The organism is Fervidobacterium islandicum, assembly GCF_000767275.3.
Lineage (GTDB): Bacteria > Thermotogota > Thermotogae > Thermotogales > Fervidobacteriaceae > Fervidobacterium > Fervidobacterium islandicum.
In genome coordinates, this window is sequence record NZ_CP014334.2 from 1,746,310 (window position 1) to 1,770,468 (window position 24,159).

General features: G+C 39.6%; 20 protein-coding genes. 14 read left to right on the forward strand and 6 right to left on the reverse strand.

The features are described 5' to 3' along the window. Positions 1-101: 101 nt before the first annotated feature. The gene (locus tag NA23_RS08415) at positions 102-4,814 is read left to right on the forward strand and encodes a hypothetical protein (protein WP_033192208.1); all 4,713 of its coding nucleotides are present in this window, start codon (positions 102-104) and stop codon (positions 4,812-4,814) included. A 138-nt stretch (positions 4,815-4,952) separates the two neighbouring features. Further along, complete coding sequence (amrB, locus tag NA23_RS08420; protein ID WP_033192209.1) at positions 4,953-5,753, forward strand: AmmeMemoRadiSam system protein B; 801 nt, start codon at positions 4,953-4,955, stop codon at positions 5,751-5,753. A gap of 82 nt (positions 5,754-5,835) precedes the next feature. Here the strand turns inward: amrB and mscL are convergent, their stop codons facing one another. The 6 genes from mscL to sufC are packed head-to-tail and all read right to left on the reverse strand — an operon-like array spanning position 5,836 to position 11,231. Beyond that, positions 5,836-6,192, reverse strand: coding sequence for a large conductance mechanosensitive channel protein MscL (gene mscL / locus NA23_RS08425; protein ID WP_033192210.1), 357 nt, complete (start codon positions 6,190-6,192; stop codon positions 5,836-5,838). A 51-nt stretch (positions 6,193-6,243) separates the two neighbouring features. Next, on the reverse strand, positions 6,244-6,651 hold the full coding sequence (gene sufU / locus NA23_RS08430; RefSeq protein WP_033192211.1) for a Fe-S cluster assembly sulfur transfer protein SufU: 408 nt from the start codon (positions 6,649-6,651) through the stop codon (positions 6,244-6,246). After that, the gene (locus tag NA23_RS08435) at positions 6,648-7,913 is read right to left on the reverse strand and encodes a SufS family cysteine desulfurase (protein WP_033192212.1); all 1,266 of its coding nucleotides are present in this window, start codon (positions 7,911-7,913) and stop codon (positions 6,648-6,650) included. The genes sufU and NA23_RS08435 overlap by 4 nt, the downstream gene beginning before the upstream one ends. Continuing rightward, entirely contained in the window at positions 7,888-9,030 is a 1,143-nt protein-coding gene (locus tag NA23_RS08440; RefSeq protein ID WP_052107218.1) for a SufB/SufD family protein, read from the reverse strand. Before NA23_RS08440 ends, NA23_RS08435 begins: the two co-directional genes overlap by 26 nt. A 17-nt stretch (positions 9,031-9,047) precedes the next feature. Continuing rightward, the gene (gene sufB / locus NA23_RS08445; protein WP_090222079.1) at positions 9,048-10,457 is read right to left on the reverse strand and encodes a Fe-S cluster assembly protein SufB; all 1,410 of its coding nucleotides are present in this window, start codon (positions 10,455-10,457) and stop codon (positions 9,048-9,050) included. 12 nt (positions 10,458-10,469) lie between these two features. Beyond that, positions 10,470-11,231, reverse strand: a complete 762-nt coding sequence (gene sufC, locus NA23_RS08450; RefSeq protein ID WP_033192214.1) for a Fe-S cluster assembly ATPase SufC — start codon at positions 11,229-11,231, stop codon at positions 10,470-10,472. 300 nt (positions 11,232-11,531) lie between these two features. Here sufC and NA23_RS08455 point away from each other — a divergent pair, with 300 nt between their 5' ends. From NA23_RS08455 to NA23_RS08510, 12 genes are all read left to right on the forward strand, one after another. Then, positions 11,532-12,638, forward strand: a complete 1,107-nt coding sequence (locus NA23_RS08455) for a hypothetical protein (RefSeq protein ID WP_145974466.1) — start codon at positions 11,532-11,534, stop codon at positions 12,636-12,638. A gap of 190 nt (positions 12,639-12,828) precedes the next feature. Continuing rightward, on the forward strand, positions 12,829-13,554 hold the full coding sequence (locus tag NA23_RS08460) for a DNA-methyltransferase (RefSeq protein WP_236938355.1): 726 nt from the start codon (positions 12,829-12,831) through the stop codon (positions 13,552-13,554). A 494-nt stretch (positions 13,555-14,048) separates the two neighbouring features. Beyond that, complete coding sequence (locus NA23_RS08465) at positions 14,049-14,624, forward strand: ECF transporter S component (protein WP_033192216.1); 576 nt, start codon at positions 14,049-14,051, stop codon at positions 14,622-14,624. Between the two features lie 30 nt (positions 14,625-14,654). Continuing rightward, complete coding sequence (locus NA23_RS08470) at positions 14,655-15,434, forward strand: energy-coupling factor transporter transmembrane component T family protein (protein WP_033192217.1); 780 nt, start codon at positions 14,655-14,657, stop codon at positions 15,432-15,434. Then, positions 15,419-16,309 carry an energy-coupling factor ABC transporter ATP-binding protein gene (locus tag NA23_RS08475; RefSeq protein WP_052107221.1) on the forward strand — a complete coding sequence of 297 codons (891 nt, stop codon included), beginning with the start codon at positions 15,419-15,421 and terminating at the stop codon, positions 16,307-16,309. Before NA23_RS08470 ends, NA23_RS08475 begins: the two co-directional genes overlap by 16 nt. Then, a complete protein-coding gene (locus NA23_RS08480; protein ID WP_033192218.1) occupies positions 16,306-17,112 on the forward strand; it encodes an energy-coupling factor ABC transporter ATP-binding protein in 807 nt (268 codons plus the stop codon). Before NA23_RS08475 ends, NA23_RS08480 begins: the two co-directional genes overlap by 4 nt. Before the next feature lie 61 nt (positions 17,113-17,173). Continuing rightward, positions 17,174-18,415, forward strand: coding sequence for a M48 family metallopeptidase (locus NA23_RS08485; protein ID WP_033192219.1), 1,242 nt, complete (start codon positions 17,174-17,176; stop codon positions 18,413-18,415). Further along, positions 18,405-18,968, forward strand: a complete 564-nt coding sequence (locus NA23_RS08490) for a thermonuclease family protein (RefSeq protein WP_033192220.1) — start codon at positions 18,405-18,407, stop codon at positions 18,966-18,968. The genes NA23_RS08485 and NA23_RS08490 overlap by 11 nt, the downstream gene beginning before the upstream one ends. Positions 18,969-19,220: 252 nt before the next feature. Next, complete coding sequence (locus NA23_RS08495) at positions 19,221-20,336, forward strand: DUF3798 domain-containing protein (protein ID WP_033192221.1); 1,116 nt, start codon at positions 19,221-19,223, stop codon at positions 20,334-20,336. An 86-nt stretch (positions 20,337-20,422) separates the two neighbouring features. Further along, complete coding sequence (locus NA23_RS08500; RefSeq protein WP_062946241.1) at positions 20,423-22,027, forward strand: sugar ABC transporter ATP-binding protein; 1,605 nt, start codon at positions 20,423-20,425, stop codon at positions 22,025-22,027. Further along, on the forward strand, positions 22,020-23,084 hold the full coding sequence (locus tag NA23_RS08505) for an ABC transporter permease subunit (RefSeq protein ID WP_090222081.1): 1,065 nt from the start codon (positions 22,020-22,022) through the stop codon (positions 23,082-23,084). The genes NA23_RS08500 and NA23_RS08505 overlap by 8 nt, the downstream gene beginning before the upstream one ends. Before the next feature lies 1 nt (position 23,085). Further along, positions 23,086-24,156, forward strand: coding sequence for an ABC transporter permease subunit (locus NA23_RS08510; RefSeq protein WP_033192223.1), 1,071 nt, complete (start codon positions 23,086-23,088; stop codon positions 24,154-24,156). Positions 24,157-24,159: the final 3 nt, after the last annotated feature.

Consider the following 24,159-nt stretch of genomic DNA (forward strand, 5'->3'; position numbering starts at 1 on the left):
GGTGGGGGGTGTTCCACTAATAAGAAGATAATACGGTTTTTGGAAATTTTCAATACTTTTAGTTAACAGAATCATCTTTGAGCAGTAGGGGGGATAAAGCTTTGAAGAGATTGCAGACTTTCTCAATTCTAATTACTGTTTTTCTTTTTTTGCTTTTCTCAAGTTCTTTTGCAGAACTTATAGACCTTACATATGTTAAGACTTCAAGTGAGATAGTGGTCATAGCGTCCTTCACAAAATCCCCGACGGTTCAGTACTATTCAAAAAACGGAAGTAAGACCGTCCATTTCTTAGTGGTAAATGATACATGCATAAGTCCTATTTATCTACCCGTGAATGCAGAAACAGTCGAAGGTGTCCAAGTGATACCGTTTCGTGGTGCTTTAAATATTTTTGTGTACACAATTACCCCCGTTAGTGCAACGTACAATGTTACGGGATCAAAATTGTATATTAGATTACCTTTAAGTACCTCCACAAAAAGAATGACAGCGAATTTTACAAACCTTAAGAGCGAAGTTGCTTTCAAAGATTTGGCGGAATTCTTTGGGATAAATCTTGTCTTGTACGATAGCGCTAAGGGAAAATTTGTAAATACAAAGGCCAACAATTCGAGCATAGAACAAATTTTGAGAAATCTCCTGACTCTTACAGGTTTGTCTTATGCTTACGCTGAAGATCAAACTTTGTATATTGGGGCTCAGGAAGATATTGAACGAACCTTTGCACTTAACTTCCAGATTCCTGGTGGCAAGGTGTCTGTTGAAGAGTTAAGTAAGATGTTTGTGGAAAGTATATATGTCCAACCTATGTCGGATAAATCTAAGTTATTTACATATGGTGGGGTTAATCAATACAAAATACTCGCATCAGCTATAGGCTTAGCTGCAAGTGAACTAACTAAGAAAACAGAGCCCAAACTTCCGTGGTATTACATAGATTATTCATCTGACGACAAAGAACTCGAAGAATTCTTGTCAAAACTGAGAAAAATCTACGACTTTGATTTTGTTATCCTCCCGGAGATAAAGAAAGTTGCCCTTTCAGGGGTCGATTGGGACAAAGCCGAGGAAATGATAAGAACACTGAAACCTGCACGAAAGCCAACACTAGAAACACAATACAAAACGTTTACTTCTGAGTATCCTCAGCGCGTTGCTGAATTCCTCAGATTACTTTACAAAGATGTGGTTATCCAAGTTATTGGAGATAAACTTTATGTTCCTGCTGATTATGAAAGCGTAGTAAAAAGCTTTCTTCAAGACCCAGTTATTTCACGACCTTGGAAGGTTACACTAACAGATGTGCCGGAAGAGCTTGTAAAAACCACTTTGAGTTATTTAGACATACCGGAATTTGATTACATTCTCAAGTCGTACGATAACACCGTATATGTAACTTTATTTGTCAGCGAGAAAAAATATAAGGAATTTCTTGAACTTGTAAATTTAATGGGAACTACAACCGCAACGGTTAAAGTCGATGATGTGTTTTTGAAAGCCTTTAGTGTAAATGTATTACAAAGTTTCTCGGATGGTTCAAAGCTCGTTAAAGGGAAGATAAAGGAGATAGAACGGTTAAAAAAAGCAGTAGAAGAAAATTTAACGACAGTAATTTTGAAGGCAGACCCATCTGATCCTTCAAAAGATGTAATGGAAAAACTTACAGGGTACACGGTGGGTCTCTCTACCGATGGATATTGGATCTTTACAGTGCCAAAGCAGGAAACTTCAAAAGTTCAAGAAAAGGTTAAAAACATCAGGGAAGGTTTTGGTAAGAACATAATTATCCTAAGCGGTAAATACGATGAAAATGCGTTTGAAGTTGTAAAGAAGCTTTATGGAGTTGAGGTTTACGAACTCTCAAACGCATTACTTATCTATGGTTCCCAAGCACTTAGCGCAAAGCAATTCCTGGAAAAGTTGACAGTTGAAAACTTCATAGTTCCTGTTCAGATTTCACTTTCTACTTCCCACATCGATTATGTCAAAAAGGTTTACAACGTTGATGTGACATACTTCCAAGATCTTGGAAAAGCAGTGGTATCGGGGCTTACGGAAAATGCGCTAAGGGCCGCTGCATACTTGAAATCACTTAGCCTCCAGTCTGACTTGGTATCTCTAAATCTTTCCGGCACTTTGAAAAAGGAAGATTTGGAAAAGCTGAGTACAATTATGGAGTTGAACGTTAAAGTGGAGATAGTTGGTGATACCGCTTATCTGAAAGGGAGTAAAGAAGAAATAGAAAAACTAATCAAAGAAATCAACAGGCTGACCAAATCACCGGAGATGAAATACGAAGTTCTTAGTTACGATGACAGTTTAGATGAAGTTTTAAAAAAGCTCTACTATGTACAAACTTACAAAACAAAATTCGGATATATGGTCTACGGAACTCAAGAGCAGATACAAAATGTAAAAACTTTCCTTGGTCAGATAAGGGTAGACGAAGAGGTTAGAGTGGTTGCAACCAGTGTAGAGGAAAACTACATAAGGATGATAAAAGAGATTTTCGATAGCACGGTGAAACACTACAAGATAGGTGATAAGCTGTACTTAATCGGTAAAAAGGAGAGCCTTGATAAAATTCAAAAAGAGATAGCCATTTTTGATGAAGAGAAAGGCTCGATGGTTATAGATACGATAAGAGTTAGCGGTAACGTGAAGACTGAAGATATGACCAAGCTTCGTGACTTGCTTGGCTTGAAAGCAGAAGCAATCCAAGTCGGTGACATTGTTTATTTAAAAGGCAAGAAAGAAGAAGTAGCCAAATTGAAATCGGAGTTAGAAAGACTCTCTCAATATCCTGAACTCAAGTATGAGTTGTTGAATTACGACGATGCTTTGGACAACATTATAAAAGAGTTGTACGGCGTTAAAACCTATAAAGTCAAAGCTGGTTATATAGTCTACGGAGCTAAAGAACAGATTGCAAGTGTGAAGAGCTTTGTGAGTGGTTTCTCGACGCAGCTTGAATTAAGGTCTTTAACAACGAAACTTGAACCAAAGGATATTGAGACGATCATTTCAGTTTACGATGCAGATGTTAAATACTATAAAGTTGGTGATAAAGTATATTTGGTAGGTAAAAAGGAGAGCCTTGATAATATAGAAAAGGAGATATTGCAGTTCAATATTGATAGTGAGTACAATGTCATAAATGGTAAATTGCTGATAGAAGTTTCAAACAAGAATTTAGCGGAAATAATAATGAAGGTAAGTAACATATTGAAAGAACAAGTTATTTTGGCTGACGAACTAAAAACCAACGTTACTTTGAGATTGTTAGTACCAGATTTTAAAAGCTTTTTGGAATACCTACAAACGTTTGGTGTTAGCTATAAACAAACAGATGAGGTTTACTTGATTTATTCAAATCTTCCTCAACAAACATCTGTTCGAGAGCAACAAGCAGTATCTCAACTTGCACAGCCGGGAGAAGTTGTAGTTAAAGAAGGATTAATAACTATCAACGCTTCGAACAAAGATGTAACTGATATAGTTTCTCAAGTACTCTCCAAGCTTGGAAAATCTTACAAAATCGATGATGTTCAAGCAAGGATATTCTCTGTGAGTTTGAATAACATAGACTACGAAACTTTTAAGGATGTCTTTTCAGAATGGGTTAGTTTCAGAGAAATTGGTAATGTGGTGTACGTCTCAAAACCTGTTGCAAAGAGTGATTCAAAAGTTGCGGTAAGGGATGGAAAAATTAGCGTGAAAATAGATAACGAACCGTTGGCTAGTGTTATTAGGTCTGTTTTTGAAAGCTTTGGATACTCTGTAATCTTCGCAAAACCGATAACTACTACTGCAACAATGTCAATTTCAAACATTGATTTTGACACATTCACTTCCATACTCTTAAATTACGGCGTTGCTTTAAAGAAATCCGGAAATGTTTACGTCGTAGATACTACGCCCGAAGCCACTAAGACGAAGACCACATATACATTCAACGTCACACGCGGAGCTGATAGGGTTAAACAACTCATAGAGTTCTACGGTGGAAAAGCTTTGGTGAATACAGACGCTGGAATAATAATTGCCTACGATCTGGATCCGAAAAACGTTGACGATATCAGGAACGTTATAGAAAAAGTTTCCAAAGTGAGGGTAGTTTCTATCGAAGCGAAAGTCGTCGACGAAGCTTTGTTGAACAGTCTTGGATTTGATATCACAACGATTTTGAGCTCAGCTGATTACGTATCGATAGGAACAGGAGGACTTAGCTTGAAATTCAAGATCGTCGACTTTTTGGATTTGCAGGCTCTTTGGAACAAAATAGTTGACGAAGCTCAGATTCAAATCAAAACATCAGGCAGTAACGTGCAGATCCCATATGGGACATATGGAACGGGCAAACTCTTAGCAAGTCCTAACATAATAGCCAAGAGTGGTGAGCAAGCAAGAATATTTATAGGTGATTCCATACCCGTAATAGTAAGTCAGCAAGGTCAACAAAGCGTGACTTACCTGGAAGCTGGTATAGAACTCAAAATAACTCCTAGCGTCAACCTTGATGATACAATAGATCTCGACTTGTTTACCTCTGTAGGAAACTTCGATTACTCTGTAGTCATCAGCGGGCTACCAAAACAGAACAAGAGAGAAGCGTCAACTAAAATCACACTAAAAGATGGTCAAACGCTTATCCTTGGTGGCCTTGCACGAGAGGAAATAAGCAAATCGGAGTGGAAAATCCCGATACTCGGTGACCTGCCTATTATCGGGTGGCTTTTCAAAGGTACGCAGGAAAAAATAGAGCAAAGGAACATTGTGATCTTCCTAACCGCTAAGATAATAGAACAATAACTAAAAAAGACTTTCAAAGCGCCGGTAAAAAAACAGCCGGCGCTTTCTTAATGAAAAAAGCCTATTTGAAAGAAAATTGTGGTATACTATAAGCGAGTGGCTTTTCAATTAAGTTTACTCGAAAGTAAGGTGACTGAAATGAACAGAAGACCAGTGGTTGCTGGAAAGTTTTATCCGGGAACTCCGAACCAACTAGCTAGTGTATGCGAAGCTTTTGTAGGTAATGAAAAACCAAAGAATTACCTGAGCCACCCCATAGGCCTAATTTTGCCACATGCAGGTTATGTATACAGTGGGAAAACCGCAGGATTAGGCATTAGGAGAGCAATTGAATTTGGAAGGCCGCGAAATATCATCATCCTTGGTCCGAACCATACAGGTTATGGCGCTGCTGTTTCCGTTTGGCGAGAGGGTGAATGGTATGTTCCAAATGGAAGTGTCAAAATAAGCACCGAAATTGCGGATGAGATAATAGATGGTAAGTTAATTTCTGATGATGAAGCTGCACATCTCTATGAGCACTCTATCGAGGTTCAGCTACCTTTGTTGATCCATGCATTTGGAGAATTTCAATTCGTTCCAATCTGCATGATGGACCAACGACTTTCTACAGCTCGTTATGTTGCGGAAAGAATAAGAAAAATTTTAGAAAAATACCCGGACACGATAGTTGTTGCTTCGTCTGACTTCAATCATTACGACCCGCACGAAATAACGATAAAAAAAGACGAAATTGCCATCCAGCGAATTCTTGCGAATGACTTGGAAGGTCTCTACGAAGACCTGAGAAAATACGACATAACCATGTGCGGTCCCGGACCTGTTGCGGTTGTAAGAAGCTTGTTTAACCATGCAGAGCTTGTCTATCACACTACAAGTGCAGAATTCTCACAAGATTACTCCTATACAGTGGGGTATGCTTCTTTCATTCTGTGGTAGGCATTGTGGTTAAATTAACAACTAACAGAAAAACAAAAGCCCCGAGTTATTCGGGGCTTTTCGTGTATTTTAGAGCAAATGCTTAGTCTTTTTTCACCTTTTCTTCTATCTTTTTTGCTGCCAATTCGGCAGCTACTTTTGCTTTTTCAGCAGCTTTGTTCATTGCTTTTACCAGTGTGAAAACAATCCAAGCAACTATAAGAAAATCTATCGCAGCGGAGAGAACCTTTCCCCAGTAAATGCCATGCCACTGAATTTCCTGAATACTTCCGAGTTTCATTCTGCTGAGTACCGGCTGAAGAATAGCCGGAGTAATAAGGTCGTTAACAAGGGATGAAACAAGTTGGTTGAGTTTCCCACCGATAATAATTGCGACAGCAAGACCAATTACGTTGTACTGTTTTAAGAAATCAGTGAACTCCTTGAAAAACTTCTTCATCCATCTCCACCTCCAGTGTTTTTTAGAATGAGTATTAACTGAACACTTTGTTTATTCATTCTTTAAAGCAATCTCCAGGGTTTTCCATGGAAGTAGAAAGCATTTAACCCTCATTGGATAATTCTTCACATCGTAAAAATTTATGATAGGTCCAAGAACATTCTCATCAAATTCTTTTCCAAGCATCATATTCTCTGCGTTTTTCATCATTTCAAGTGCTTCTTGTTTTGTTTTTCCAATGATTTGTTCTATCATCACGTTTGTTGATGCCTGACTTATCGCACAACCGTGCCCTTCAAATTTCACATCGACGATCTTGTCGCCATCAAAAAGAAAATAAAGCGTTACTTCATCACCGCAGGAAAGATTTTTACCTTCCTCGACCTTGTGAGCGTTTTCTATCTTTCCATGAAATTTCTTTAGTTTTGAATAGTCCATTATGAATTCAGAGTATATCATTCGAACCACCTCCGGATGTATTTTAACCCTTCTATTAAGACATCTATATCTTCTTTCGTGTTGTATAGATAAACGCTCGCTCTAACTGTTGAGTTAGGAAAATCTATCTTTGATCCTTTCGCTAAGACGCCCATTAGCGGTTGTGCACAATGGTGCCCGCTTCTTGTGGCTACACCAAAATTCTCATCGAGTATGTGTGAAACATCATGCGGATGCACACCTTTCACATTAAATGATACCAAAGATTTGTGAGAAGAATCAATTGGTCCGTAGACTTCCACAAAATCAAGTTCCATCATCTTTTCTAACAGGTAATTTGATAACTCTTCAACGTGCTTTTCTACCTTCTCAAATCCGATACTTTCCAGATAATCTATCGTATAACCAAGCCCAACGGCACCTGTGATGTGTTGAGTACCGGCTTCGAATCTGTACGGTAGAACATTGAATGTAACATCTTCGAATGTAACTTTATCTATCATCTCCCCGCCGTACAAAAACGGCTCAAGCTGTTCAAGAAGTGCCTTTTTTCCATACAGAACACCTATTCCCGTCGGGCCAAGTATTTTGTGGCCTGAAAACACGAGAAAATCAACATCGAGCTTTTTGACATCAACTTTTTTATGTGGTACAAGCTGAGCACCGTCAACTATCAAGGTTGCATTTTTGAAAGTCTCTCTTATCAACTCTATAGGCATCTCTTGACCTGTAACATTTGACTGTCCTGTAATTGAAACAACTTTTGGGTTTGGAATAGATTCTTTAGTTTTCAAAATTGATTCATTTGTGATAACCCCTTTTTCATCTGCCGTTATGTAAGCTACTTTAAAGCCGTAGAATTTTGAGAGTCTCACCCAAGGTACGAGATTCGCATGGTGTTCTACTTGTGAAATTAATACAGTATCTTCCGTTTTCAAAATCCCGCTTTTCGCGAGCGAGTTCACTAAGAAATTTATTCCCATAGTTGTTCCACTTGTGAAGATGATTTCTTCGGAACTTGCGTTCAAAAAATTGGCCACTTTTTCCCTTGCTTGTTCGTACGCGACTGTTGCCTCACTTGCGAGTGTGTGAACAGCTCTGTGGATGTTGGAATAATGATAAAGGTAAAAATCCGTCATCTTTTCGATGACGGATTTGCATTTGAGCGTGCTTGCTGCATTATCTAAATAAACTAACCTCTTGCCGTTGATATTTCTTTTAAGTGCAGGAAAATCGTTCAGTATATTTGAAAACTCCTCATCCGAGAACACCGTTGAGCGCATTCTCAACAACCCCTTCCAGATTGTATCGTTTGAGTTCATCTTTCAGTGTCTCAAAGACCCCGCGTACAATCATCTTCTGCGCATCTTCTCTTGGTATACCCCTGCTCATCAGATAAAATACCATGTTCTCATCTATCGGTGAGCTACTTGCGGCATGTGATGCAACAACATCGTTTTCGTCGACCATAAGACTTGGTATCGCTTCAACTTTAGCCTTTAGAGAGACCAAAGTTGCATGGTTGCTTTGGTGTGCTTCGACTTCTTTCGCACCGCTGATGATATCCATTATACCTCTGAATACTACTTTAGATTCATCAGAGAGTACACCTTTTGCATCGACATTTCCGTAACTGTTTGGTTTGTAGAATCTCATGAGATAGAGTATGTCTATAATCGTTTTCCTGCTTCCAAGATAATAAGGACGCACATCGGCGTAGGCATTTTCACCACTTATTCTCACACTTACGTATCCAGCATTTATTTTACCACCGAAATAGAAATCTTTGACTACGGTTTTTGAATTATCTTCGACATCTATGAAAACATTTGAAATAAGTAAACTGTCATCTTTGCTTCCTAAGTAAAGATTGTAAAGATTAAACTTCGCACCCTTTCTGACTTTCACTCTGAGATTGCCTACAAAGAAAGGTTTTTCGACAATTCTTACAAGATTAAGTTCCCCGCTTCGCACGTCGATCAACGTGTTATCGTACTGGGTGATGTCGTTGACTATCAATGTGGTGTCATCTTCGACAGTTACGTAGTCCCCACTCGAAGAGAAAACATCGGCAAGTAGAACAAATTTTCTATCTGCTCCTTCAAAATCCAGAGATTCGAGTAAATTCAAACCATCGATATCGAGAGATTCTAAACCTTTGTATGGCAAGACGTTTGGTAAAGAAATGCTCTTTAAACCCGTTCTCTTCCACATGGGAAATTTGTACGTAAGGTATTCGGAAAGCCTTTTTATCCTCCATTCATCGAGTAGATTATTTCCGCTGGGTTTGAAGTCTTCCACATTGTAGTCTTGTGCATCTATCGTTTTTCTCTGGGGGACAATCGCCCGTAAGTTTTGATGTTCCAGTCTCAAAGTCTTTTCTATTTTCGTTATGCTCATACTGCTCACCACCCTGATTAGCCTATCGAAGACTCAATTTCCATATCCACGAGCCTGTTCAATTCTATTGCATATTCAAACGGAAGTTCCTGAACAACTGGTTGGATGAAGCCTTTGACGATAAGCCCTTTAGCTTCTAATTCACTTAATCCTCTGCTCATGAGGTAGAAGATCTGCTCATCTTTAATTCTTCCTATCTTTGCTTCATGCCCAACATCTGAATCCGTGTTGTACACTTCAATTATCGGGACGGTGTCGCTTTTTGATTTATTGTCAATCATAAGCCCTGTACAACTCACACTTGCTTTTGAGCCTTTTGCACTCTCCATTATCTTGAGTAATCCTCTGTAGAACGACCAGCCACCACCTATACTGATACTTCTTGCATCCACCGTAGAACGCGTGTTCTTACCTATGTGTATCACCTTAGAACCAGTATCGATATGCTGTCCTGGTCCTGCAAATGAAATCGATACATTTTCTGAAACGGAGTTGTCTCCTTTAAGTATCGTTGCAGGGTACACCATCGTCTTGTAACTACCGAAAGAGCCTGAGACCCAAGTCATAACGGCGTCTTCTTCAGCTATTGCGCGTTTGATTTCAAGATTGAACATGTTCTTGCTCCAATTTTGCATTGTAAGGTACTTCATCTTTGCGCCCTTCTTGACGTAAACTTCAACGGTTCCAACATGTAAGTTCACAACATCGTATTTAGGTGCCGTACAGCCTTCGATGTACGTTACCTCACTACCTTCATCCGCTATTATTATCGTATGTTCAAACTGCCCACCACCAGGATTACCAAAAAGAAAGTAAGATTGGAGTGGTAGTGGTACTTTAACACCTTTAGGTACATAGAGGAACGTACCGCCGCTCCAAAGTGCACCGTGAAGTGCCGCGTACTTGTTGTCAGTTGGCGGAACGAGCTTCATGAAATATTCCTTAACGAGGTCAGGATATTCCCTAACAGCGGTTTCAATGTCTGTAAATATAACTCCAATCTTCTTCAGTTCTTCCTTGATGTTTTTGTATATCATCTCGGAGTCGAATTGAGCACCAACGCCTGCTAAATATTTCCTTTCCGCTTCTGGTATTCCGAGTTTATCAAACGCTTGTTTAATTTCTTCAGGGACTTCCTCCCAAGTGGTAGTCTTTTTAGCATTTGGTTTGACATACGGAACTATTTTTGACAAATCGAGCTCATCCCTGGTAACGCCCCAGTCTGGTTCGTGCCATTTTTCGAATATTTCGAACGATTTAATTCTGTGCTCTGTCATCCATGCTGGTTCATTTTTAGCCTCGGAGATTTCGTATATGAGCTTTCTATTCAAGCCAGCTGGCAGCTTTATCGCCGGCTGGACATTTACCTTTATCTGGAAATCTTCTTTTTTCTTTAGTTCATACAAAAGTTCATGGAGGTCACTCATCTTTATCCCTCCTCATTTAGATGAATTGGCATCTGCAGTGCCGTTTACTATCGCGTATCCTGTTTTTTCTACCTCGTAAGCTAAGGACTTATCACCTGTTAAAGCAACCTTTCCATCGACGTACACATGCACTTTGTCAACATCTATGTAGTTGAGGATCCTCGCATAGTGTGTGATTATCAGCAGAGATGTTCCTTCGGCTCTGAGCTTGTTGATCTGTTCTGCGACAATTCTCAGAGCATCAACATCAAGCCCTGAGTCTATCTCGTCTAAAATTAAGAGCTTGGGCTTCAAAAACCTTGCTTGAAGAATCTCACCCTTCTTTCTCTCTCCACCAGAAAAGCCAAGGTTAACAAACCTTTCTAAAAACTCCGTTGGGAGTCCAACTTCATTTAAAAGCCCCTTCATCTCTTTATCAAGTTGGAAGAACGTTTTATCTTCCCCGTGCAGTTTGCGGTAAGCAATCAAAAGCAGTTGGTCAAGTTTGACACCCTCAATTTCATATGGATTTTGGAACGTCATCATGATGCCTTTCTGGGCTCTTTCGTCAGTTCTTAAATCCAGTATCGACTCTCCTTCAAACAATATATCTCCAGAAACTACTTCGTACTTTGGATTTCCCATAATCACGTTTGCCAGTGTTGATTTACCAGATCCATTTGGCCCCATTATCGCATGAACTTCTCCTCGTCCTATTTCCAAGTTCACACCTTTAAGTATAATCTTTTCTTCTTCTCTCAACTTAGCCACCAAATCTTTCACTTGTAAGAGCATAATCACACCTCCGAAAATTATCTAATATTATCTACTTAGTTTTTCCTAATTTATTATACCATATGGTATTGAGTTGTAAAGTAGATTTTGTACAAATTTTGAAACAGAAGCTGGAGTGTGGTATAATTAGAAAAGAGTTTTTCTACGCTCTGTTTCGTGATTTCACTAAGCACTAACTTAAATGACCTAATTTGTACTCTTTTGTTGCTATTTCATCAGTCTTATACTTGTGAAGAGGATTTTCTCTTCTTTTTCAAAAGCTATTTCGATGGGCTTTCGGGAATTTATAGTTTATCAGAGTTGATAGGAAGAAAAATTCAGAAGGGTTGTGAGAAATTGGTTAGAGAACAATTTTTATGGAACAAGGATGCAGAAAGGAAATTTTTCGAAAACTATATCACACAAATTGAGCATCAGATTAAAAAATATAAAAACCAAAAAGATACCAACTTAGAAAAATTAAGAGAAAAACTTCTGAAAAAGATATTTTACAAAGATGAAGAACAAAACACATACTATGCATTTTGGCCTAAAACTGGAAATGTTCAAAAAGGAAATACCGTCGTTCAAGGGAGAAACAGTTTAATAGGAAACTACACTGAGGAATGGACCAAAAATCTTTTAGAAATGGTTTTAGGAGATATCGCAAAGGAAAGTAATTATAAGGAACCTTTCCGTGTTGTTCGCAATGTTGTGTGTGAAGATTTGGGACTTAGTAAAGACTCGCCAGCGGATATTGTCCTGACTATATCGACAGAAGCAAAAAATACGGATCGAAAAACCAAAACAAAGGCTGTAGAACTAAAACCTGAAGAAATTTTGGTCATATTCGAAGTTAAAATGTCAATAGTTTGGAATTGGAAGTATTCACCTAACGGTGTATTGGATTGTATAGGAGATTTTACAAAGCATCAAGGAAATCCTGGTCTTCTAAGATCGGATACGGTGTTAAAAGCTGTAGGGAAATGTATTATGATGAGGGTGAATAATCCGGGGAAACGTAGTGTACCAATAGTTGTGCTTGGAAACACCCCGATCACGAGGAACTATGAAAGAACAGTTGATAACCTTAAAAACCTTGGTTTTATTCAGGGATTTTATTCGCTAAATCCTAAACCTTTTGATGCGGGAAACGAAAAGTTATCAGACCATTATCTTATGGAAAGCTCAGATGAAGGTTTTATCACAGTACAAAACTACGCAGTATTGAAGGATCTGATTACGAAATTAATCAACACTTCCCTAAAGGACGAAAAGATTTTCTTCTCTAGTTGGAAGAGTACGGATGAACTTGGAAAAATAATAAAAGACTCGTGTGGTAAAATATTAAAGGATAGATATACGAAAGAGGACTATAGAAAAATTGCTGAGCTGTTTTTAATGTACGTAAAGGATGGTGTAATTTGACATGGCCAGTAGAAAAATTGGCACAGTTACAAGTGCGTTTGGTGCACCAAGTAGGATTAACCATGACTCCTCGCCTTTCTATAGCAGAAATCTTTATTCAAATCTTCCTAAGGAGCAAAATCTAAGTTACGTAGAGACACCTTTACCGGACGAAGTAATTAATAAAATAATTCTGAAAAGTAGCGAAAATATGGAAGAACTTCCAGATAACAGTATTCACCTGATGGTCACTTCTCCTCCTTACAATGTTGGTAAGGAATACGACGAAGATTTAACTCTCAATGAGTACAGAGATTTTTTAAAAAGAGTTTGGAGAGAAGTGTATCGTGTCCTTGTACCAGGAGGTAGGGCTTGCATAAACTTAGCAAACTTGGGAAGAAAACCATATATTCCATTGCATGTGTATGTTATTGAAGATATGTTAGAAGTTGGATTTTTAATGAGAGGAGAAGTTGTTTGGAACAAAGGTGCAACTGCCAGTTCCTCTACAGCGTGGGGAAGTTGGATGTCGGCCAGTAATCCAAGCCTAAGAGATGTACATGAATACATCCTAATCTTCTCAAAGGGAACGTTTACAAGAAAAAATCCGAAGGGTCGAAAAAGTACCATATCCAAAGAAGAGTTTCTGGAGTTTACAAAAAGTATCTGGACATTTCCAGCTGAGTCTGCAAAAAAGATAGGACATCCCGCACCGTTTCCTGTAGAACTTCCCTACCGTTGTATTCAGCTTTATACTTTTGAAGGTGAGGTCGTCTTAGATCCTTTTATGGGTAGCGGACAAACTGCGATTGCAGCATTGATGACAGGAAGAAATTATGTTGGATATGAGATTAATGAAGAATATTTAAACTTGGCAAATAGAAGAATCTATGATTTTCTTCAGAAAAAGAATACCAAAACACTCTTCGATATTTGAGTAAACACTTTAACGATGTGACAAATGATGCTTTTTATAAAGAGTGTTGTATTGTGATTTTCTCTTTGTACGTACCAACTGGTATAATGTATGAGGTGTGGGGTTGTAGATACTTAACAGACAAAAAATGCTGAGCAAGTGGTCGCTCAGCATTTTTTCCATTTTTTCTCGTTCCCTTTTATATCCTTAGTTGACATTCCCAATTTCAAGGGGAATGGTATCCTTATCAGTTCGAGTTTGCCTTCTATGGAAATTTGTTTACTCCATAAAAGTGGCATTTAACAACTTAGAAACTTGAGTTTAGTGTCCAAAATGCATGTCTTTCGCTTCCATAGGAGAGAAGCTTGCGGGTTTGTCAGGTACTGTTACGTTTGTTTCAGTTTAAGATAACTCAAACCGGGAAATTTTATGGGGATCCATGTTACAATATATATGAGACTAAAGTTTAAGGTTTTCTATAATTTTCAAGACTCTTAAGTTGGGGGGATGTTATTATGGCAAGGTCTTCAAGACTCACAACGATGATAGTTGTCCTGATTCCTGTAGCGGTAGGCATCAACTATGCGGGTAAATTTTTTGCGGAGGCTTTGAAACTACCGCTGTGGTTGGACTCTATAGGTACGGTACTTGCGGCCATGCTTGCTGGTCCAGTCGTTGGTGGACTTAGCGGGGCAATCAACAATATCATCTACGGTTTGACAGCTGGACCTATATCGTTCATCTACGCACTTACAAGCATAGGTATAGGTGTGGCTGCTGGATTACTTTATAAAGCAAAGATGTTCGAAAACGCATTTAGAGCTTTCCTGAGCGGTTTGATCATAGCCGTTGTGGCGACGGTTATCTCTGTACCTCTGAACGTTATTTTCTGGGAAGGTCAGACGGGAAATGTCTGGGGAGATGCACTTTTCGCATTCCTGAGGTCCAAGAATGTAGGTGTTTGGTTGGCTTCTTTCTTCGATGAACTTGTTGTCGATTTAGTAGATAAAGTTCTGACAGTTTTCATCGCATATGGAATTTTCAAAGCACTACCAAAATCACTAGTATATAGCTTCAGGCAAGAACAATAAAGTGAGAGATTGATTTCGGAGGTTGAACCTTTGAGAACGATAAGCCTCTACGTTGAGAAAAACACACCAGTGCATAGGCTAGAGCCCGTTACCAAATTGTGGTACGCTTTTACCTCAGTCATTCTGACTTTCTTATTCCCATCCATGTGGATGGGACTTCTCTTTCTTTTAATTTCCTTAATAATTGCAGTTCTAGCACGCGTTTTGAAAAACATGGTTGGATTCATAAATGCAGCTTTAGTTGTCTCTACGACAATGTTGATAATTCAAGGTATGTTCTATCAGGGTAATGCAACGTTGATTTTTACACTTGGCAAACTAAGTTTTTACAAAGAAGGTTTCCTACACGCAACAGTTCTTATTATACGCGTGATAAACATGATAGTAGCCTTCGGAATGCTTATACTCACGACCAGACCATCTGATATGGTATCAAACCTTGTTCAAAAAGGATTGTCGCCGAAATTGGGCTACATTCTCTCATCCGTGTTGCAAATTATTCCTCAGATGCTATCCACAGCTTCCACGATAATCGATGCCCAGCGTTCTAGAGGACTTGAGACGGAAGGTAGCTTAATGCAAAAACTGAGAGCGTTTTTCGCACTCATAGGTCCTCTTGTCTTGAGCTCGCTTGTTGAAGCCAGAGAAAGGGCGATCGCAATTGAAATGCGAGGGTTTGGTGTTTCAAGAAAGCCAACATTTGTGAAGATAATTCCCGAGACAATGCTTGACAAGAGTATAAAACTTATCATGAAATCAACTTTAATCTTTGCCATCGCGTGGAGGGTTATTTCATGGATAACGATTTAAGTATAGATGAAGCAAGGTTGTCAAAGCAAGAAAAAATAGTTGTCGCGGACCTGAGCTATGAATACCCACTTTCTGGAAAGAAAGTGTTAAACAGCATTTCCTTTTCCGTATCGCGAGGTGAGTTCATTGGTATCATCGGTAGGAATGGTGCTGGTAAATCAACACTTTGTTTTGCCCTAACAGGGCTTGTTCCTTCATTTTTTGGTGGTAAACGTAGTGGAAGCGTTTTAATCGATGATGTAGATGTTCTGCACATTCCAAAAGAACAGCTTGTCAAGAAAGTAGGACTTGTACTTCAGAATCCATTTTCGCAAATCAGTGGTGCAAAGATGACGGTGTTCGAAGAGGTGGCTTTCGGGCTTGAAAATATCGGAATCGATCGTGAAGAGATAGTTGAACGGGTCGAGAATGTCTTGAAAAGATTCAAACTATGGGAAAAAAGGGAAGAAAATCCTTTCGAACTTTCCGGTGGTCAGCTGCAAAGGTTGGCAATAGCAAGTGTTCTTGCCTTAGAGCCTGACATTGTTATTTTGGATGAGCCTACTTCACAACTTGACCCACAGGGTACAACTGAGGTCTTTGAAGCTTTATTGGAACTAAAGGAGCTTGGAAAAACGATTATTTTGGTTGAGCATAAATTCGAGAAGTTGGTAGAGTACTGCGACAAGTTACTGTTCTTGTACAATGGAGAGTTAATAAGCTACGGGACAGCTGAAGAGATCTTTTCTATGCCGGAAATTGACCAGTACCACGTAGGTGAGCCTATATACACTTCTTTGTGCAAGGTTTTGAACCTCAAAAAATCCAACGGATTGTATCCTGTGCATTTCGATGATGCAGTTAGCTTATTGAAGGGAGTTTTTCAAAGGCCATGAGTGGGACTTATAACGATGATGTGATAAGCGTTCAAAATTTGTGGTTTGCATACAAAGACGAAGAGTTTGTACTTAGGGATGTAACGATTACAATAGACAATCGACCTACTGCGATTGTTGGTCAAAACGGAGCTGGCAAGACAACGTTTGTCAAACTCCTAAAAGCATTGTTAACCCCAACGAAAGGGGATATATGGATATTTGGACAAAACACCAAGGATACAACAGCGGCTAAATTGGCAAAGACTGTCGGTTTAGTTTTCCAAAACCCAGCTGATCAGATATTTAAGAGTAAAGTAATCGAAGAGGTTATGTTCGGTCCAATGAATGTTTTCAAGGATAAGCACGTAGCTTACGAAAATTCAGTAAGAGCTCTTGAACTTGTGGGGCTGAAAGGAAAAGAAGAGGAACATCCGTATGACCTCACATTATCTGAAAGAAAACTGTTGTGTCTTGCCTCTATCCTTGCGATGGAACCGAAAGTGATTATTTTCGATGAGCCAACAATCGCACAAGATAGGTACTCCACACAAGTAATTGCTGGGATTATAAAATCACTCGTCTCTTCTGGAAAGTTTGTTATAACCATAACACACGATATGGATTTTGTTCTAGAAAATTTTTCAAGGACAGTGGTTTTTTCAGATGGCATGATAATTGCCGATGGTGAAACAGAACACGTTCTTAGTGACGACGAAATCTTAACCAAAGCCCATCTTGAGGTGCCTTGGTTGATACGCCTGTCACGTGAGTTGAATGTGCCCTATAAAAAGATTAGGGAAATAAAGACCGTAAACTATTAGCGCACGTATTTCAAATAACAATGTGAGAAAGAAAAATTCCAATTTCTAAGGAGGGATTTCTGTGCTTAATACCTTTTTCCTTTTATTCCTATTCACAATCATTCTAAAGTACGTTTGGGAAATTGCACTTGATGTTCTTAACTTAAGATATTCTACAGGTCCGAGTGCAAGAGTACCGGACATCTTAAAAGATAGGTTTTCACCAGAAGATTTTGAAAAGGCAAAAAGGTATTTGAAAGACAAGGTCAGGCTAGCAACGCTTGAGAAAATAACTTCCTTGATACTTACCCTTTTCTATGTATTTTACCTTTTCCCAACTCTTGATAAGTCACTTTCCAGTGGACGTTCTGTGATTATCCAAGCGCTTATTTTCTTTGGTATATACGCTGCGATAGAATACGTAGTTGAACTTCCGTTCAAGGTGTATTCCACCTTCGTTATTGAGCAAAAATACGGTTTCAACACGACAACTGCTAAGCTATTTATTAGAGACCAGATACTACAAATTCTCCTTGCCGTCATCATTGGTGCACCGATAATCGCCGGTATAATCTGGTTCTTAGTTAAGTTTCCCGTTTGGTGGTGGCAACTTTCCATTTTGGCTTTTGTGATCTTAATATTTTTCATGATCATCCAACCGATTTTAATCGCTCCGCTTTTCTTCAAGTTCTCTGAGCTCGAAAACGAAGAGCTCAAATCAAAGATTCGTGCCATCCTTGATAAAGCACGCATTAAAGTTCCGAACATATACAAAATGGATGCCTCGAAAAGAACAAAAAAGCAGAACGCATATCTGACAGGTATTGGAAAATCAAGAAGACTTGTACTATTCGACAATATCTTAAGTTACAATCAAGATGAGATTCTCGCTGTTGTTGGTCACGAGCTGGGGCACCACGCTAAAAGGCATATTCCCAAATTGCTGGTATTGAATGCACTACTGATAACATTTACTTTCTTCATAACAAACGCTATATACAAATTCCTCATGGAAACGCATATATTCGGTGTTTCGCAACCATACACAGTCTTTGCGTACGCGTTCATGTTCGTTTCATCGATAATGTTCTTTTTGGAACCAGTGATGAACTATTTTTCTAGGAAAATGGAGTACGAAGCTGATGAATACTCGGCCAAATTGCTTGGTTCACCGACCTATTTGATCTCTTCTTTGAAAAGGTTAGTAAAAGAAAACCTATCAAATCCAAACCCGATGCCACTTTACAAAATTTGGTACTATAGTCACCCTGCCCCAGAAGAGAGGATTAAAAGACTTATGGAGGTCGGGCAGAATGACCGCTGAGCGAAAAACTCGCAAAACAAAAAGGGTCAAAACCGTATCGCTTGGCAGCTTATTCACTGCAATTTTAGTTATGATAGTGCTATTTTTTCAGTACCAAGGTGAGTACAAACCGTGCTACGTGGTTGAAGTTATCGATGGGGACACGATAAAGGTTGATCTAGGTGGAGAAAAATACAAAGTCAGACTTATCGGTGTGAACACTCCAGAGACAAACCACCCGGTGAAAAGAGTTGAACCGTATGGTCCGGAAGCGAAGGCCTTTACTAAGAAAATACTGACAGGAAGAAAAGTATACTTGGAGTTCGATGTTCAAGAAAAAGATAGGTATGGAAGATTGCTCGCATACGTCTGGCTTGAAAAACCAAGTCAAATAACAGACGATGAGATTAGAACAAAGATGTTCAATGCGATACTTCTTCTCGAAGGTTATGCTCAGGTTATGACGATTCAGCCAAACGTGAAATACGTTGACTACTTTTTGCGGTACCAACGCGAAGCATTGGAAGCAGGTAAAGGTTTGTGGGGACTTTCGGTGTACCGGAAAAGCAAATAAAGAAGATGAAATTTAGAAAAACATATAACCATCTTCTACTTTTTAATCTCTTCCTTTGTGCAAAAGCTGTTTTTTATTTCTCCACCTAAAGAAAAAAAGCAATCAGTTTTGAACTGAGAAGAAAAGAAACAACAGGAGCTATAAATTAACAAAATTCACAACTTTCTTAACTCATATCCGATATTTTGAAACAACCAAAACTTTGTGATATAATTATCACGACCCACACTATTCCAAGGGAGGGGATTGGGTATGAAGAAACTGATGGTATTGCTTGTAGCGGTTTTGTTTATTACATCACTCTACGCTGCTCTCGGTTTTAAGATAGGCGTTGTCACGGGAACTGTTTCACAAGGCGAAGATGAGTACAGGGGTGCTGAAAACGTTGTTAAGAAGTACGGTAAAGAAATCATCCATGTGACATATCCAGACAAATTCATGCAAGAACAAGAAACAACGATAGCAAGGATCGTCGAACTGGCATACGACCCACAAGTTAAGGCAATTGTTATATGCCAAGGTGTACCCGGAACAACGGCAGCAATCAGAAGGGTCAAAGAAATGAGGAAAGATATCGTTTTCGTCGTTGGCGTGCCACACGAAGACCCAGGGGTTATTTCACCTGCGGCAGATGTTATTCTCGAAGTAGATACTCCAGGCCGTGGAAAAACAATAGTTGAACTCGCAAAGAAGATGGGTGTCGAAACGATAATTCACTACTCATTCCCAAGGCACATGAGTTACAAGCTTCTTGCGGAGAGAAGAGATATCATGGAAAAAACAGCTAAGCAAATGGGAATTAACTTCGTGTTTGTTTCCGCTCCAGACCCACTTGGTGAACAAGGTTTGACTGGTGCTCAGCAGTTCATACTTGAAGATGTCCCAAGACAACTTGCGAAGTATGGTCCAAAGACAGGATTCTTCTCAACGAACTGTGGAATGCAAGAACCTCTCCAAAAAGCGATTCTCAAACACGGTGGATACTATCTTGAACCATGCTGCCCATCGCCAACACACGGATTCCCTGGTTCACTTGGCATTTCCATTCCAGAAGATAAAAAAGGAGATATGACCTACATACTTAGAGTTGTAAACCAGAAGATCATAGAAATGGGTGGCGCAGGAAGGTTTGCAACATGGCCAGTACCTATGAACATGCTCTTTGTTGAAGCAGGTGTCGAAATTGCTAAGGCACTTGTGCAAAAGAAAGTCAGCCCAACTAATTTGAATGGTATCAAACTCATCGTGACAGAAGAAGCAAAGAAGAAATATCCAAAGGCAGAACTTCAAGTTAGAACACTCGATCCATACAAGAATTACTACATGTTCATCCACAAATCGGTTATATTCGGAGTTGACAAATTCTGATACGTTTTTTTGACTGCACGAATTGGGGTGTCGGCACTCGCCGACACCTTTAAATTAAGTTTAAGCCTTTGAATAGGGGGATGAGCATGAAAATGGTTTTAGAAATGAGAAGTATCTCTAAGTTTTACTACGGTAACCAGGTTTTAAAGAACGTTTCTATCTCAGTCGGTGAGGGCGAAATATTGGGATTAGTTGGTGAGAACGGTGCTGGTAAATCAACACTCATGAATATCCTTTTCGGGATGCCTGTGATACATTCCACAGGAGGCTTTGAAGGAGAGATTATTTTCGATGGACAAAAAGTTGATATAGACTCTCCTTCTAAAGCGATGTCGCTTGGAATAGGGATGGTACATCAGGAATTTATGTTACTTCCCGGATTCACAGTGACGGAGAACATAAAGCTCAACAGAGAGATTACCAGACCAAACATACTCAGTAAATTACTACGAAAAAATGGAAAAAGACTCGAAACTTTAGATATACCTGCTATGCGTAAAGATGCAAGGCAGGCACTTGATACTATTAAAATGTACTCAATTGACGAAATGGAATATGTGGCATCCCTTCCGGTTGCACACAAGCAATTTGTTGAGATAGCTCGTGAAATCGACAAAAAGACGTTGAAGCTTCTTGTTCTTGACGAACCTACTGCCGTTTTGACGGAATCAGAGGCGGAGAACCTACTGAATATTATCAGATTGCTTTCTGAAAAGGGCATTTCTATCATATTTATTTCACACCGTCTCCATGAAATTTTAGAGGTTGCTCATAGGATAGTTATCCTACGAGATGGACAGGTTGTTGCTGAAGGGAACAAAGAAGAGTTCACCGTCTACGAAATTGCGGAAAAAATGGTTGGTAGAAAAATAGAGAATGTGGAGCTCCCACCGAGGAAAAAGGAAATGGATGAGAACAATATTATAATGTCGATAAGGCACTTGAAAGTTCATATGCCCGGAGAGGAAGTGAAAGACTTTTCAATTGATATCAAAGAAGGAGAAATTCTTGGTATTGGAGGACTTGCAGGGCAAGGAAAACTTGGCATTGCAAACGGTATCTTTGGACTTTACCCTGCCGAAGGTGATGTAACCTTCATGGGACGAGCGTACCAATTGAACTCTCCAATGTACGCTTTGAAAAGTGGTATAGTTTATGTCTCTGAGGACCGAAGAGGGGTTGGATTGCTTCTTGATGAATCTGTCGAGATGAACATAGTCGCCACCGCTATCACCGCATTTGGAATGTTCACAAAGAAGTTCCTGGGTTTAACCATATACGACAGAAAAGCTATCAGAGAGCATGCCGAGAAGTTAATAAGGGAATTGGATATACGATGCAAAGGACCCACGCAACCAGTAAGAAGGCTCAGTGGTGGTAATCAGCAAAAGGTATGTCTTGCACGTGCGTTTACACTCAATCCGAAACTTCTGTTTGTCTCAGAACCGACACGTGGAATAGATGTTGGTGCGAAGAAGCTTGTTCTTGATTATTTGGTGAAACTCAACAGAGAGCACGGTATTACCATTGTACTTACCTCAAGTGAGTTGGCAGAGCTGAAATCCATATGTGACAGAATAGCTATCGTTGCTGAAGGTAAGCTCGCTGCAGTGCTACCACCAACAGCGCCAGATGTTGAATTCGGCTTGGCTATGGCTGGCGAGCTAAAGGAGGTAAAGGCAAATGGGTGAGGCTATGGGTATTAAGAACTTTCTGACACAGATTTTCAAGAAGGTTGATATTCCTATACTGGTCATAATTCTTTTCTTACTATCCTTGTTTGTTTTGGCTGCGTTTACTTCGGTTTCTATAACTGGTTTGATAAATGATTCCTTGGTAAGAATTGGTATGAACGGTGTTTTGGTCCTCGCTATGCTTCCGACAATTAGGGCCGGCATAGGTCCAAATTTTGGTTTACCTGTCGGTATCATTGGCGGCTTATTGGGGATGCTTATCGTTATGGAGAATCACATAACAGGCCCGATAGGCTTTTTTGTAGCAGTTGCCATCTCGATAGCTTTCAATTTGGTTCTTGGATGGATATATGCTTGGTTGCTTGATAAGGTGCGCGGACAAGAGATGATGGTTGAAACGTACGTTGGTTATTCAATCGTCGCATTTATGTCCATCATGTGGTTGGTGCTCCCGTTTAAAAATCCTGAGATGGTATGGGCCATCGGTGGTGTTGGACTGAGGTATACGTTAACGTTACAAGGGTATTTTGATAAGGTTCTGAATAACTTTCTAAGGTTCAAAATTATCGGAGACCTCTACTTCCCAACAGGTTTGATTCTGTTCTTTGCTTTTATGTGTTTCATCATATATCTATTCTTCAAAACAAAAGCTGGCTTATCTATCGATTTAGTTGGACAGAATGAAATGTACGCAGTCAGTTCTGGTGTTAAACCAAGAGCTGCACGAAGGAATGCAGTGATTTTATCAACAGTTTTAGCAGGCATAGGAATTGTTGTTTATGCCCAAAGTTACGGTTTTGTTCAACTTTATCAAGCACCGCTCTTCATGACATTTCCTGCCGTTGCTTCTATTTTGATAGGTGGAGCGTCGATAAGGAGAGCTACGATAACAAACGTAGTAATGGGAACGATAATTTTCCAAACTCTTCTGACAGTCGCGTTGCCAGTGCTGAGCCAAGTAACACGCGGTGATATCACCGAAGTTATGAGGCTTATCGTAAGTAATGGTATGATACTTTACGCACTGACACGCGCTCCAAAGGAGGCAAATTGATATGGAAAAGAACGTAGTAAGCAGAATAAAATCAATCCTTTTGGGTAATATAGTACCGATAGCTTTCTTCCTACTAACTTTGGGAGCGGTTATCGCAGCAAAGATTCCACCTTTGTTCTTATTATCCGAAGTTGTCCGAAGGTTAAGCCGAAATACATTTCTTGTCCTCGCTCTTATCATCCCAGTCATTGCAGGACTTGGTTTGAATTTTGCTATAGTTCTTGGGGCTATGGCTGCTCAGGCTGCGCTTTTCTTTGTTGTGGATTGGAACGTCACAGGTCTAAAAGGTATTCTACTTGCGATGGTTATAGCAAGTTTGATATCTGTCTTCCTCGGTTGGCTCGTTGGATTAACACTCAACAGAGCTAAGGGGCGCGAAATGATAACATCCATGATACTTGGCTTTTTTGCCAACGGTGTCTATCAGTTAATATTCCTGTTCTTTATTGGTTCGCTCATACCTTTTTCGAAAGCAGAAATGCTTTTACCACAAGGTGTTGGTTTGAGGAATACCGTTGATCTGTACGGAACAGTTGCCGGTGCGTTGAATAATATATACGTTGTGAACATAAAGTTCATAAGCATATTTGTAGTACCTTTGCTATTTGTAGTTGGGCTATGTTTATTCATCACATTCCTCCTGAAAACAAAGCTTGGTCAAGACTTTAAAGCGGTTGGTCAAGATATGCACATCGCCAGAACAGCTGGTATCGATGTGGACAAGACAAGGATCATAGCGGTTATATATTCAACTGTTTTGGCAGCAATAGGGCAGGTCATATATCTCCAAGATATAGGAACGGTGAACACGTACAACAGCCATGAACAAATAGGCCTGTTCTCAATAGCAGCCTTGCTAGTTGGTGGCGCCTCTGTTCGGAAGGCTTCTATATGGAACGCAATAATTGGTGTTTTGCTCTTCCATACGCTTTTCGTGGTGGCACCAAGTGCAGGTAACAGATTGTTTGGACAACCACAGATAGGTGAATTTTTCCGAGAATTCATAGCTTATGCGGTCATTGCATTTGCACTCGCAATGCATGGTTGGAAAGCAAGAAAGGCAAAGCATTGAAGC